The sequence below is a fragment of the Staphylococcus sp. HMSC063F05 genome, assembly GCF_001837075.1.
In the GTDB taxonomy this organism is placed as follows: Bacteria; Bacillota; Bacilli; order Staphylococcales; family Staphylococcaceae; genus Staphylococcus; species Staphylococcus epidermidis.
This window is the reverse complement of sequence record NZ_KV831328.1, coordinates 82,399-96,629: the sequence shown is the minus strand read 5'-3', so window position 1 is coordinate 96,629 and position 14,231 is coordinate 82,399. Positions and strand designations below refer to the sequence as shown.

Below are 14,231 nucleotides of genomic sequence, written 5' to 3'. Positions count from 1 at the left end.
AAGAATATCATCTTTTATTATATTTATTTAAGAATTGAGGTTTTAATCTTGAGTACTAAACAAAAACACATTCCCTGTTTGATTACAATATTCGGTGCCACAGGAGATTTGAGTCATAGAAAGCTATTTCCTTCTATATTCCATTTATATCAACAAGACAATTTAGATGAACATATTGCTATTATTGGTATAGGACGTCGCGATTATAATAACGAACAATTTCGCGACCAAGTTAAAACGTCAATTCAAACTTATGTTAAAGATACAGATAGAATTGATGAGTTTATGACGCATGTTTTTTATCATAAAACTGACGTGAGTGATAAAGAAAGTTATCAGTCATTACTTCAATTTAGTGAGCGACTAGATTCAGAATTTGCTTTAGGTGGGAATCGTCTGTTTTACTTAGCGATGGCACCACAATTTTTTGGAGTGATCTCAGATTACCTTAAATCTTCTGGTCTTACTCAAACTACAGGATTTAAACGCTTAGTTATAGAGAAACCATTTGGCAGTGATCTTAAATCTGCTGAATCATTAAATAATCAAATAAGACGTTCGTTTAAAGAAGAAGAAATTTATCGGATAGATCACTATCTTGGCAAAGATATGGTGCAAAATATAGAAGTTTTGCGATTCGCAAACGCGATGTTTGAACCTTTATGGAATAATAAATACATTTCAAATATTCAAGTTACATCATCAGAAGTATTAGGTGTCGAAGATCGTGGTGGCTACTATGAATCTAGTGGTGCACTTAAAGACATGGTACAAAATCACATGCTACAGATGGTTGCTTTACTTGCAATGGAAGCACCGATAAGTTTGAATAGTGAAGATATACGTGCAGAAAAAGTCAAAGTACTTAAATCTCTTAGACAATTAAAACCAGAAGAAGTTAAAAAGAATTTCGTGCGTGGTCAATATGATCAAGGCAATATAGATGGTAAACAGGTTAAGTCATATCGAGAAGAAGATCGCGTAGCAAAGGATTCGGTTACACCGACATTTGTATCGGGTAAATTAACAATTGATAACTTTAGATGGGCTGGAGTTCCTTTCTACATTAGAACGGGTAAACGTATGAAATCAAAAACGATACAAGTCGTAGTAGAATTTAAAGAAGTACCTATGAATTTATATTATGAAACTGACAATTTACTAGATTCTAATTTGCTAGTCATTAATATTCAACCAAATGAAGGAATTTCATTGCATTTAAATGCTAAAAAGAACATTCAAGGAATTGATACTGAGCCAGTGCAATTATCATACGCAATGAGTGCTCAAGATAAAATGAATACAGTTGATGCATATGAAAACTTATTGTTTGATTGTCTTAAAGGTGATGCGACTAATTTTACACATTGGGAAGAATTAAAATCTACTTGGAAATTTGTAGATGCAATCCAAGATCAATGGACAATGGTTGAACCATGTTTCCCTAACTATGAAGCGGGTACAAATGGACCTCTTGAAAGTGATCTTTTATTAAGTCGTGATGGAAATCATTGGTGGGATGATATCCACTAATATGGATTTTATATAAATATAGATTAGTGTGAATGATGATATCTTCAATTACGCAACGTTTAAAAGAACTTGTAGTGATTTAGGACTTAATCATTCACATTTTTTATATTTTGCAAAAAATTAATCTGGCTTTAAGATGTATAATATTTAAAAATAATGTACAATAAAGATTATGATTGAATTTAATTGGAGTGAAAGTTTTGGACGTTATCAAGCAAATACAACAGGCAATTGTATATATTGAGGATCGTTTGTTAGAGCCTTTTAATTTGCAAGAATTAAGTGATTACGTTGGTCTTTCTCCGTATCATTTGGATCAATCTTTTAAGATGATAGTTGGTCAGTCCCCAGAGGAATATGCGCGTGCACGTAAAATGACAATAGCAGCAAACGATGTAGTTAATGGAGCTAGTCGATTAATGGATGTTGCTAAGAAATATCGTTATGCGAATTCTAATGATTTCGCAAATGATTTTAGCGATTTTCATGGTATCTCACCTATTCAAGCTACAACAAAAAAAGATGAACTAAAAATACAGCAACGACTGTATATAAAATTATCAACGACTGAAAATGCACCCTATACATACAGACTTCAAGAGACTGATGATATTTCTTTAGTTGGCTATTCAAGATTTATTCCTACTGAGCAATTATCAAATCCATTTAATATTCCAGACTTTTTAGAGGATCTATTAGTAGATGGTTATATTAAAGAACTTAAACGTTATAATGATACGAGCCCGTATGAATTATTTGTAGTCAGCTGTCCTCTGGAACAAGGTTTAGAAATATTTGTTGGTGTTCCGAGTGAACGTTACCCTTCACATCTTGAAAGCAGATTTTTACCTGGTCGCCATTATGCATTGTTTAATTTACAAGGTGAAATTGATTATGCTACAAACGAGGCTTGGTATTATATTGAGTCTAGCTTGCAACTTACTTTACCTTATGAGCGAAATAGTTTATATGTTGAGATTTATCCACTTGATATTTCATTTAATGACCCATTCACTAAGATTCAATTATGGTTGCCTATTAAACAAGAAATCTATGATTTAGATGAAGGTTATCAAAATTAAGATGTGACATAGAGTTATGAGATTATCAGTATTATATGAATCGTGTTTCGAATTTCAACTCGATAGATTTGTTGAATTTTAGAATGAAATTCTTCGAGTTGTGTTCACCTAAATTTAGTTGGGACAAACTTAATATAAATGAGTTTTTCAAATTAATTAAGTTATGGACTACCAATACTACCAATGTATAGTGAAACACGCCAGTGACGTATTTAAAATCACTGGCGTGTTTATTTTTAATTTTTGAATTATCGTCATGGTATTATATTTCAACGACGAATGATTCATAAGGTTTAATATGGTCTAAATTTATATCATTTAAGTGATAATTATGCAATTTTATATCTACAGATGAAATATCTAATTCAAAAGGTAGGTTTAGTTCTGATACTTCATTTGTGAGATTGGCTACAATTAATACAGTATTGTTTTTAAATGTGCGTGTATATGCAAAAACCTGCTTATTTTCAGCATCGACCATATTAAACTTACCGTAGATGTAAATCAAATCAGATTTTTTTAGTTGAATTAACGCTTTATAATAAGAAAGTATCGAAAACTTATCATTTAGTTGTTGTTTAACATTAATTTCTGTATAGTTAGGGTTTACATGAAACCATGGCTTACCAGTAGTGAATCCAGCATTGATAGAATTATTCCATTGCATTGGAGTCCTTGCATTGTCTCGGTTTTCCATTTTATATTTATCTAGTAATTGATTGACATCTCCACCTTCTTTTTTGACTATTTGATATTCAGTTTTCACTGCGACATCGTTGAAACTTTCAATGCTTTCAAATGGATAATTAGTCATACCTATTTCTTGACCTTGGTAAATAAAAGGTGTGCCCTGTTGTAAAAAGTAGGCAGTAGCGTGACTAGTTGCTGATTCATACCAATAATTTTTATCATCACCCCAGGTTGAAACACGACGTGGTTGATCATGGTTTTCGATAAATAAAGCATTCCAACCTACATTTTCTAGTTGCTTTTGCCAACGATTTAAGACTTGTTTATAGGATTTAACATCGAATTTCGTATCGCCAGTACTCCATAAACCAAGATGTTCAAACTGGAATATCATATTAAATTTCCCATTTTCTTCTCCTACCCATTCTTCAGCATCATTAGGAGTAACACCATTAGCCTCGCCTACAGTCATAATGTCATACCGACTTAACGATTTATCTTTCATTTCTTGGAGCCATTCTTGTATTCCTGGCTGATTCATATCTACATCAAATGCTGGAGCAAATTTTTTGCCATCAGGTACAGGTAAATCTCCTGCTTCAAAATTCTTTTTAATATGAGTAATGGCATCAACTCTAAATCCGTCAATACCTTTTTCAAACCACCAATTCATCATTTCAAACACAGCTTGTCTTACATCTGGATTTTCCCAATTTAAATCTGGCTGCTTTTTGCTAAATAAATGGAAATAGTATTGCTTAGTCGATTCGTCAAACTCCCAAGTTGAACCATTAAAGATACTTTCCCAGTTATTAGGTTCAGATCCATCCGGTTTAGGATCTGCCCAAATATACCAATCTCTTTTTGCATTTGTTTTACTAGATTTTGATTCAATAAACCAAGGGTGTTCATCTGATGTGTGATTAACCACTAAGTCTAATATTAATTTCATCCCTCTTTGATGTATGCTTGATAACAATTGATCAAAATCGTTCATTGTACCAAATTCACTCATAATGCCTTTGTAGTCACTAATATCATATCCATTATCATCGTTTGGTGATGGATACATTGGGCTTAACCAAATGACATCTATTCCTAAATTTTCTAGATAATCTAATTTTTCAATTAATCCAGGTAGATCACCTATTCCATCTCCATTACTATCATTAAAACTTCGTGGATATACTTGATATGCAACTGCTTCTTTCCACCAATTTCTTTTCATAATATCTCCTCCTATGTTATTAAAAAACTAAATAATTTATATAAACAAAATTAATAAGTTTAAATAAAAGGACTCATTAATTTTGATAAAAACTATACTAAGAGAAAACGTTTACATTAAAATTTTTATAAAATCTCACCCAATTTAGAGTGAGATTTTATAGCGTAAATTATTCTTCTACCCATTGTGTATGGAAAATACCTTCACGGTCTTTACGTTCATAAGTATGTGCGCCAAAGTAATCACGTTGTGCTTGAATTAAGTTTGCAGGTAAATCCTCTGAGCGATAACTATCATAATAATTTATACTTGCTGAAAAACCAGGTGTTGGCACGCCATTGTACACGCTAGTAGCTACTACTTCACGTAGTGCATCTTGATATTCCATAACAATGTTTTTGAAGTAAGGGTCTAATAATAAGTTTTGTAAGTTTTCATTATTATCGTAGGCATCTTTAATTTTTTGTAGGAATTGTGCACGAATAATACAACCTTCACGCCAAATCATTGCTAATTCGCCTAATTTCAAATTCCACTCATTATCTTCACTGGCTTTTCTCATTTGAGCGAAACCTTGTGCATATGAGCATATTTTACTCATATAAAGTGCCTTACGTATTTTTTCTAAGAATGTTTTTTTATCGCCTTCAAAATGTGCTTTAGGTCCTTTTAAAGATTTAGAAGCAGTAACACGTTCTTCTTTAATTGATGAGATGAATCTCGCAAATACAGATTCTGTAATGATTGTTAAAGGAACACCTAATTCTAGTGCGTTAATTGAAGTCCATTTACCTGTGCCTTTTTGACCTGCAGTATCTAATATTTTTTCTACAAGTGCTTCATTGTCATCATCTAATTTATTGAAAATATCACCTGTAATTTCTATTAAATAACTTTCAAGTTCTCCAGCATTCCATTCTTTAAAAGTTTGAGAAATTTCTTTATGTGACATGCCTAATAAATCTTTCATCATTGCATAACTTTCAGCAATTAATTGCATATCTGCATATTCGATACCATTGTGTACCATCTTAACATAATGTCCTGCACCATTAGGGCCAATGTAAGTTACACATGAAGCACCATCTTGTGCCTTAGCAGCAATTGCGTCCAAGATATCGCTGACTTTGTTATAAGCATCTTTTTGACCACCTGGCATTAAAGAAGGGCCCGTGAGTGCGCCGATTTCTCCACCAGAAACTCCCATACCAATAAAGTTAATACTACTTTCAGCTAAAGCTTTATTTCGACGAATCGTATCTTGGTAATTAGTATTACCACCATCAATTAAAATATCATCATCGTCTAATAAAGGTAATAAACCATCTATAGTGGCATCTGTTGCAGGTCCAGCTTTTACCATTAATAAAATCTTACGAGGTTTCTCTAAAGATTCTACAAATTCTTCTAATGAGTATGTTGGGTAAATTTCTCTTCCAGGCGATTCTTTAACCATTTCATCAGTTTTTTGTCTTGATCGGTTATAAACAGAAACACTATAACCACGTGATTCAATATTCCAAGCTAGGTTTTTCCCCATTACTGCTAAACCCACTACTCCAATTTGTTGTGTCATATTACTTACCTCTCTTGTTCAAAAATTTTCAATAATATTGTAACATAAATCGCTAATTAACAATTACGATATGCATGTTTTATTCAGCTACTAGCTCAATAATTTTTATTATTTGTCTTGTGAGCATATACATATCCTTTATTGCTATTCTTTCCGAAGTAGTATGTATGTTTTCATATCCTACTCCTAAAATCACAGAAGGAATGCCATATTGATTCATGATGTTGCCGTCTGAACCACCACCAGCAATACAAGTATCACCTTTTAGACCGAGGGCTAATGCACTAGATATAGCATATTGTGTTACTTTGTCAGCTTCACTAACTTCAAATCCCGGATAACTTTTTTCAACTAACACTTCAGCTTGACCGCCTAATTCATTTGCTGTCGTTTCGAAAGTCTCTTTCATATGTTTCACTTGTTTATTAATGCTTTGATCATCATGTGACCGTGCTTCTGCCTCTAAAGTGACTTCATCAGCTATAATATTAGTGGCAGAACCTCCGTGAAATTTACCTATATTGGCTGTTGTTAATGCATCGACTTGTCCCAATTTCATTCGACTGATTGCTTTTGATGCAATATTTATTGCGCTAATACCTTTTTTAGGTGTGCTTGCATGGGCGGTTTTCCCTTTTATAGTTGTATAAATCTTTACTTGAGTTGGAGCACCGATAACAGTAGTTCCAACATCTTTACTTGCATCTACAGCATAGCCGAAATCTGCATCAAGAAGGCGAGTATCTATTGCTTTAGCACCTACTAATCCAGATTCCTCTCCCACGGTAATAATTATTTGAATCTGTCCGTGTGGCAAATTTGATTCCTTAATTTGTTTAATCGCTTCAATTATTGCCGCAAGACCGGCTTTATCGTCCGCCCCGAGTATCGTAGTTCCATCGCTATAAACGTATCCATCTTCTTTTACTACAGGTTGGATGTTTTTTCCTGGAACGACAGTATCCATGTGGCTTGTAAAATAAATTTTCGGCACATTCTGATGACTTATATTACTTTTTAACGTACAAATAAGATTGTTAGCACCTAATCTATTATTTTTTGAAGCTTCATCTTCAATAACATGGAGCCCCATTTTTTCAAACGTATCTTTAAGATAAGGTTGAATTGTTTCTTCGTGCCCTGTTTCCGAATCAATTTGCACTAATTCTAGAAAACAATCTAATAAACGTTTTTGATTAATCATATATAGTACCCCCTTTTTACTTGTATAAATATATTTTAACTGACATTATGAATTGTCAAAACTAATTTAACTACTCACTAATGATTTAATTCTATGACATTTTACAACCTACAAGATAAAGTATATAATTTTATTATTATAAAGTTGATATTTTACGAGTGAATGAATTATAGTTTATAGTGTCAATTACTCAATGGTTATATATGACCTAATGATGCGGAGGATTGAAATTGAATAATAAAGTGTTACGTGTCATTATTGTTGTTATGTTAATTGCAGTAGTACTAGCATTGCTATTAACTAGCATAGCACCATTAATGAACTAATAAAAAACCGTTACATGGCGTTAATTAATATTTCGTCACGTAACGGCTTTTTTATATTTCACTATGCAATTTTAAAGAACCAAATTGAGATTTAATATTTAAGTATTCTTCTAGTTCATTTAGAATTTGAATAATATGTGCTCGGGAATTTAAAGTCTTATGAGTAGTCGGTAATGGTAAATCATCGAGAGATAAACGTATTTCATAAAGTGAATGTAGTCTTAGAGCCGTATAATCATTGCTATTTACGTTACTTCCAATTTCATACATTAATTGTGAAATCTTTTCGAGTATAGGATCATCTGTATTTATTCTTTCTAATAACGATGTCATACGTTTTAATAATTCAACTTGTTCTTCTCTCATATCAAAATAATGATAAAATGAATTTTCGTTTCGTACAAAGTGATTTTTAACATCTCTAAAAGCAAGTGATTTTGCTTTTTTAATATTTAAAAGTAATGAATCAAATTTAATATTTAAATGATCATTATGCATTGAGCAGGCTTGACTAAAAATATTAAATATTTCAGTTATTTGATTTTCTATATCCTGCTTAAAATGATTCAATTTCTTATCTAAACTAGGCATCATTAAGTTCATTAGAAATGCTATACCTAAGCCCACTATTAATAGCATTATTTCATTTAAAATAAGGTGCCCATTAATAGCTTTGGCGTTAAAGACATGTAATAATATGACACAACTAGTGATAACACCTTCCTGCACATTTAGAACAACTGTCAAAGGAATAAACAACAAAACAATTAAACCTAAAACAAATGCATGTTGTCCTAAAAGACTAAAAATTGCTGAACCTAAAAATAATATGAGTAAACATGAAACTAGTCGAGATAAAATTGCTTGTACTGAATGCATCTTAGTGTGCTTTATGCACAATACAACTAAAATAGCACTGGATGCATAATTATCTAAGCCTAGAAGTTTACATATGATTACTCCTAAAGTCATTCCCACAGCAGTTTTGACAGTTCTAAATCCTATTTTATAGGGATTTAACTTAAGCATGGAACTAACCTTTTATCTTTCTTCACAATATTTATCAAACAATGCTTGCAACTGATTGATTACGTCCATTACATCATGACCTTCAATCTGATGTCGTTCAATCATCTCGGTGATTTTACCATCTTTAATCAAAGCAAAAGATGGACTTGAGGGTGCATATCCTTCAAAATATTCTCTAGCTTGTTGTGTTGCCTCTTTATCTTGTCCTGCAAATACTGTAACTAATCGTTGAGGTAATTTATCATAATGTAATGCATGTGCCGCTGCAGGACGTGCAATCCCACCTGCGCATCCGCATACGGAATTTACCATGACTAAAGATGTCCCCTTTTGTTGTAAAACTTGATCAACATCCTCAGCAGAAGTTAATTGTTGATAACCAGCATGCTCAATTTCGTTTCGTGCTTGTTCAACAACATCATTCATATATAAATCAAAGTTTAAATCCATGATTTGTCACCTTCCATAATAAGTTAATTTTACTTATTTTATTCTACTAATTAACAACACATTGTTCAACAGGATTAATTTATGATGATTGAAAAATTCTAGTTGAAATTTAAAACGAATACTGAAGAACGCTTTAAGAAGAAATTATCCTCCTTAAAGCGTTCAACTTTAATATGAAGTTTAATTGGTAATCATTGTTTGTAATTAATAAATAGAAGTATTTTCAATAGAATATTGTTCTATTTTTTTCTTAACAAGATTCATAAATTTTCCCGTTTGAACACCATCGAGAATACGATGATCGATTGAAATACACAAATTAACCATATTTCTAATTGCAATCATATCATCTATAACTACAGGTTTCTTAACGACTGATTCTACTTGTAAAATGGCAGCTTGTGGATGATTAATGATTCCCATTGAAGAAACAGAACCAAAAGAACCAGTATTATTAACCGTAAATGTACCGTTTTGCATATCACTTTGTGCTAATTTTCCTAATCTTGCTTTAGTAGCTAAATCATTGATTTCACGCGCAATACCTTTAATTGATTTTTCATCTGCATTTTTAATGACTGGCACATACAACTTATCATCGTCTGCAACAGCAATAGAGATATTAATATCTTTGTGGATAACAATTTCATCTCCTTGCCATGTACTATTGAGTAATGGATTTGCTTTTAAAGCCTCTGCAACAGCTTTTACAAAAAACGCAAAGAAAGTTAAATTGTAACCCTCATTCTTTTTAAATTGAGCTTTATGATAGTTTCTAGTCTGAACCAAATTCGTTGCATCAGCTTCAACCATCATCCAACCGTGTGGTATTTCGCTGACACTAGTAACCATATTTTGTGCGATAGCTTTTCTAATACCTTTAACTGGTACGACACGTTCATTTGATAATGGTGAGTCTTCGTTTTTAGTTGAGGATTGATGTAAAAAGTCACCATGGTTCATTGAATGATCTTTTTTATCTGTTTGTTTAAATTCTTTCTCTTTTTCTTGATCGTTTGGATTGTTAATAATATTTTGAATATCCTTCTTAGTAACACGACCTTCAAAACCAGTTCCTTTGACTTGTGTTAAATCAATATCATGTTCAGAAGCTAATTTAAAGACAACTGGTGAAAATCGTCCATTGTTATTTGCGCGACTAGAGGTTGTATGTACCTCACTTTCATGAGTTTTAGGATTATTTTCGAATTGTGACACGTTTACATTTGATTGAGAATGCTGATTTTGTTCTTCCTTAAACTCATTTGCCGATTCTGTTTGATTTTGACCATTTTCCGAATCGATTTTACAAATCACCGTGTTAATATTGACAGTTTGTCCTTCTTCAACCACTAATTCTGTTATTGTTCCAGAAATTGTTGAAGGCACTTCAGCTGTTACTTTATCTGTAATAACTTCACATAATGGTTCATACTCATCTACATGATCTCCTACTGATACTAACCATTGTTCAATCGTACCTTCATGCACACTTTCACCAAGCTTAGGCATTTTTATATCCAATTGACACCCTCCTTAAAATTGTGCGAGTTCACGCATTTTGTCCTGTATCTTTTCTGGGTTCATCATAATTTCATTTTCTAATGTTGGTGAAAATGGCATAGATGGGACATCCGGTGCAGCTAATCGCATGATTGGCGCATCTAAATCGAACAGACAGTTTTCAGCTATAATTGCAGATACTTCAGACATAATGCTTCCCTCTAGATTATCTTCAGTAACAAGAAGAACTTTACCAGTACGTTGAGAGCGTTCAATGATAGTTGCTTTATCTAGTGGATAAACTGTTCTTAAGTCGACTACTTCAGCATCGATGCCGTCATTTGCCAAAATATCTGCAGCTTGTAAACAGTAATTCACCATCAATCCGTAACAAAATACAGTGATGTCCTCGCCTGGCCTTTTAACATCTGCTTTACCTAGAGGTACAGTATAATATGTTTCGGGAACTTCCTCTTTTAGAAAACGATATGCTTTTTTATGTTCAAAGTATAAGACTGGATCGTTAGACTCTATAGAGGACAATAGAAGACCTTTAGCATCATAAGGTGATGAAGGAATAACAATAGTTAATCCAGGAGTTGAAGCAAAAATGCTTTCAACACTTTGCGAATGATATAATCCACCATGAACTCCACCACCAAAAGGTGCTCTGATAGTCAGTGGGCAATTCCAGTCATTATTTGAACGGTATCTCATTTTAGCTGCTTCACTTATAATTTGATTTGTAGCAGGCAAAATGAAATCTGCAAATTGTATTTCGGCAATAGGTCTCTTACCTAGCATTGCTGCACCAATAGCAGTACCAATAATATTCGATTCCGCAAGAGGTGTATCAATTACACGTTCATCACCATACTTACTTTGTAATCCTTTGGTTGTGCCGAAAACGCCACCCTTTTTTCCTACATCTTCGCCAAGTATAAATGCATTACTAAAATGATTTAGTGCTAAGTCTTGTGCATTTTGTATAGCTTCTAAGTATGATAATTTAGTCATTTTGTTGACCTCCCTCTTCATAAACATATGTCAAAGCTTCTTCTTCTGAAGGATATGGTGCTGCTTCAGCAGATTTAGTAGCTTCATTAATGAGTTCTTTATGCTCTGTTTCCAATTGACTCAACCAATTTTCGTTTATGATGCCTTGATCGAGTAAGGCCGTTTTAAATTTTATATTACAATCCTCTTGTTTCAATAGGTCTCTTTCTTCTTTTGTACGATATGTATCATCATCATCAGATGAATGTGGTGTCATACGTGAAGTGACAGCTTCTATCAATGTTGGACCTTCACCTGCTAGCGCTCGTTCTCTTGCTTCTTTCATCGCTTTGTATACTGCAATTGGGTCATTTCCATCTACCTGTATTCCATGCATACCGTAACCTAATGCACGATCTGATAACTTTTCAGCAGCATATTGTAGTGAATCTGGTACAGATATCGCATATTTATTGTTAATTATTACACAGACGAAAGGTAATTTGTGAACTGCAGCAAAGTTCATACCTTCGTGAAAGTCACCTTGATTTGAACTGCCTTCTCCAACTGTTGCAGTAGCAATATTTGGCTTGTTATCCATTTTAAGTGCTAATGCAGCACCGACAGAATGTGGTATTTGAGTGGCTACTGGAGAACTTTGAGATAAAATGCCTTTTTCTTTGTGACTAAAATGAGAAGGCATTTGTTTACCTCCTGAGTTAATGTCATCACGTTTTCCAAAAGCTGATAACATAGTATCCAATGGAGAAATTCCCATATAAGTGACAAATGCTAAATCACGATAATAAGGTGATGAGATATCACCTTTTTGCATTGCATATGCCATACCAATTTGAGTTGCTTCCTGCCCTTGACCACTGACAACAAATGGAATTTTACCTGCACGATTGAGTAACCATAGCCTTTCGTCTGTTTTTCTTCCTAAGTCCATCCATTTATATATTTTTTTGAGGTCTTCTTCTGTAAGGCCTGCTGACTTGTAATCTATCATTTTTTTACCTCCAACTATACATGAATTGCTTGACCATTAGCTTTTAAACCTAATTCCATGACTACCTCGGATAATGAAGGATGTGCATGTGTTGTTAAACCAAGTTCTAAAGATGAGCCATTCATAAATTGTAACAATGAAATTTCATTTATTAATTCTGTAACATGTGGCCCTATCATATTAAGACCTATGATTTCATCGTCATCTTTGTTAACTACCATCTCGCAAAATCCTTTTGATTGGGTTACATCCTCAATTATTGCCTTTCCTATAGCTTTAAAAGGAACTTTGATACTTTTTGCTTTGATGCCTGCTTTTTTTGCTTGTTCTAAATTTTTACCAATTGAAGCAATTTCTGGGTTTGTATAAACACATTTTGGTATCAGGTCATAATTGATAGGTATAGGAGAACAATCAAACATATGTTCAACTGCAACTATAGCTTCTTTTGAACCGACGTGTGCCAATTGTAATTGCCCTATACAATCTCCTGCTGCGTATATATGTTTATCTTCAGTTTGCTGATAAGCATTTGTAATAATATGACCAGCATCAGAAGTCTTAATTTGAGTGTTATTTAAACCAATATCATTTGTATTAGGCTTTCTACCAATTGCAACAAGTACTTTATCGAATTGGACGGGCTCATCTGAAATATTAATAGTTACACCCTTATCAGTTTGGTTAAAATGATCTTTGGTCAATTGAATATTTTCGTAGAATGTAACGCCTCGATTAGTTAATTCTTCTTTTAGTAATGACGCAACTTGTGTGCTCTCGGTAGGAAGAACTCTGTCATTCGCTTCGATTACTACTACATCAGCACCTAAATCATTCATCAGAGATGCAAATTCTAAACCAATAACACCTCCACCTATGATTGCTAATCTTTGTGGTAGTGTATTTAACCTTAGGATATCATCACTCGATAGTATTTGTTTATGGTCAAATTTAATGAACGGAAGAGACTGTGGTGACGACCCAGTAGCTATAAGCACATTTTTATTAGGGAGTATATCTGATTCGCCGTCTTCATATTCCACAGAAATTGTACCGCTTTGAGGAGAAAATATAGATGTTCCCATAATTCGTCCAATACCGTTATAAATATCTATATGATGATGTTTCATCAGTTGATTGACGCCTTCATGCAATTGCTTAACAATAGCATCTTTACGTTCTAAAATTTTAGGGAAATTAATTTTAAAATGATTGACATCAATTCCAAATGTATGCGCGTTTTTAATAGTATGATTGACTTCAGCCGATTTTAAAAGTGCTTTAGTAGGTATACATCCTTTATGTAAACACGTACCACCTAAGAGTGATTTTTCTACTATCGCTACTTTTTTTCCTAATTGAGAAGCTCTGATGGCGGCTACATATCCTGCCGTACCACCACCTAACACGACTAAATCGTATTGTTTTTCTGACATGGTCTAACTCCTTAAATTTATAGAAGACTAAAAATACAAATATAAATTCTGTATTTTAGTCCTCTAATGGTTTATTTAATGTTCACGCTTTTCATTAGATAAAAAGAATAAACAAGAAATGGAAATAGTTGTACCAACATTATTGATATTTCTAATTACAATCTTG

Annotated in this window: 12 protein-coding genes; 3 read left to right on the top strand and 9 right to left on the bottom strand. The window is 33.1% G+C overall.

What is annotated here, in order from left to right:
• The first annotated feature begins 48 nt into the window (after window positions 1-48).
• Both zwf and HMPREF2576_RS03945 read left to right on the top strand, forming a co-directional pair.
• Window positions 49-1,533 (top strand): glucose-6-phosphate dehydrogenase, encoded by a 1,485-nt coding sequence (zwf, locus tag HMPREF2576_RS03950; protein ID WP_002456186.1) that lies wholly within the window; start codon window positions 49-51, stop codon window positions 1,531-1,533.
• 200 nt (window positions 1,534-1,733) lie between these two features.
• Window positions 1,734-2,615 carry an AraC family transcriptional regulator gene (locus tag HMPREF2576_RS03945; RefSeq protein WP_001831085.1) on the top strand — a complete coding sequence of 294 codons (882 nt, stop codon included), beginning with the start codon at window positions 1,734-1,736 and terminating at the stop codon, window positions 2,613-2,615.
• Window positions 2,616-2,877: 262 nt separating this feature from the next.
• Here HMPREF2576_RS03945 and HMPREF2576_RS03940 read toward each other — a convergent pair whose 3' ends face one another.
• From HMPREF2576_RS03940 to HMPREF2576_RS03930, 3 genes are all read right to left on the bottom strand, one after another.
• Window positions 2,878-4,533, bottom strand: coding sequence for a glycoside hydrolase family 13 protein (locus HMPREF2576_RS03940; RefSeq protein WP_002439997.1), 1,656 nt, complete (start codon window positions 4,531-4,533; stop codon window positions 2,878-2,880).
• A gap of 169 nt (window positions 4,534-4,702) precedes the next feature.
• On the bottom strand, window positions 4,703-6,109 hold the full coding sequence (gene gndA, locus HMPREF2576_RS03935) for an NADP-dependent phosphogluconate dehydrogenase (protein ID WP_002440000.1): 1,407 nt from the start codon (window positions 6,107-6,109) through the stop codon (window positions 4,703-4,705).
• A gap of 79 nt (window positions 6,110-6,188) precedes the next feature.
• On the bottom strand, window positions 6,189-7,313 hold the full coding sequence (locus HMPREF2576_RS03930) for a M20/M25/M40 family metallo-hydrolase (RefSeq protein WP_002440001.1): 1,125 nt from the start codon (window positions 7,311-7,313) through the stop codon (window positions 6,189-6,191).
• A 230-nt stretch (window positions 7,314-7,543) separates the two neighbouring features.
• Here HMPREF2576_RS03930 and prli42 point away from each other — a divergent pair, with 230 nt between their 5' ends.
• Entirely contained in the window at window positions 7,544-7,639 is a 96-nt protein-coding gene (prli42, locus tag HMPREF2576_RS12290; protein WP_002493579.1) for a stressosome-associated protein Prli42, read from the top strand.
• A gap of 51 nt (window positions 7,640-7,690) precedes the next feature.
• Here prli42 and HMPREF2576_RS03925 read toward each other — a convergent pair whose 3' ends face one another.
• From HMPREF2576_RS03925 to lpdA, 6 genes are all read right to left on the bottom strand, one after another.
• Entirely contained in the window at window positions 7,691-8,668 is a 978-nt protein-coding gene (locus tag HMPREF2576_RS03925; protein ID WP_002440004.1) for an aromatic acid exporter family protein, read from the bottom strand.
• Window positions 8,669-8,680: 12 nt separating this feature from the next.
• Entirely contained in the window at window positions 8,681-9,118 is a 438-nt protein-coding gene (gene brxB, locus HMPREF2576_RS03920; RefSeq protein WP_001831204.1) for a bacilliredoxin BrxB, read from the bottom strand.
• Window positions 9,119-9,322: 204 nt separating this feature from the next.
• Window positions 9,323-10,642 (bottom strand): dihydrolipoamide acetyltransferase family protein, encoded by a 1,320-nt coding sequence (locus HMPREF2576_RS03915; protein ID WP_002440006.1) that lies wholly within the window; start codon window positions 10,640-10,642, stop codon window positions 9,323-9,325.
• 12 nt (window positions 10,643-10,654) lie between these two features.
• Entirely contained in the window at window positions 10,655-11,638 is a 984-nt protein-coding gene (locus HMPREF2576_RS03910; RefSeq protein WP_002440009.1) for an alpha-ketoacid dehydrogenase subunit beta, read from the bottom strand.
• Entirely contained in the window at window positions 11,631-12,629 is a 999-nt protein-coding gene (locus HMPREF2576_RS03905) for a thiamine pyrophosphate-dependent dehydrogenase E1 component subunit alpha (protein ID WP_002440010.1), read from the bottom strand. Before HMPREF2576_RS03905 ends, HMPREF2576_RS03910 begins: the two co-directional genes overlap by 8 nt.
• Before the next feature lie 14 nt (window positions 12,630-12,643).
• Entirely contained in the window at window positions 12,644-14,065 is a 1,422-nt protein-coding gene (gene lpdA / locus HMPREF2576_RS03900; protein ID WP_002440012.1) for a dihydrolipoyl dehydrogenase, read from the bottom strand.
• Window positions 14,066-14,231 lie beyond the last annotated feature (166 nt).

Excerpts from the sequence above, each read along its gene's own strand:
- HMPREF2576_RS03925 (WP_002440004.1), bottom strand. The coding sequence starts at position 8,668 with ATGCTTAAGTTAAATCCCTATAAAATAGGATTTAGAACTGTCAAAACT.
- lpdA (WP_002440012.1), bottom strand. The coding sequence starts at position 14,065 with ATGTCAGAAAAACAATACGATTTAGTCGTGTTAGGTGGTGGTACGGCA.
- HMPREF2576_RS03940 (WP_002439997.1), bottom strand. The coding sequence starts at position 4,533 with ATGAAAAGAAATTGGTGGAAAGAAGCAGTTGCATATCAAGTATATCCA.
- HMPREF2576_RS03905 (WP_002440010.1), bottom strand. The coding sequence starts at position 12,629 with ATGATAGATTACAAGTCAGCAGGCCTTACAGAAGAAGACCTCAAAAAA.
- HMPREF2576_RS03930 (WP_002440001.1), bottom strand. The coding sequence starts at position 7,313 with ATGATTAATCAAAAACGTTTATTAGATTGTTTTCTAGAATTAGTGCAA.
- HMPREF2576_RS03910 (WP_002440009.1), bottom strand. The coding sequence starts at position 11,638 with ATGACTAAATTATCATACTTAGAAGCTATACAAAATGCACAAGACTTA.
- brxB (WP_001831204.1), bottom strand. The coding sequence starts at position 9,118 with ATGGATTTAAACTTTGATTTATATATGAATGATGTTGTTGAACAAGCA.
- gndA (WP_002440000.1), bottom strand. The coding sequence starts at position 6,109 with ATGACACAACAAATTGGAGTAGTGGGTTTAGCAGTAATGGGGAAAAAC.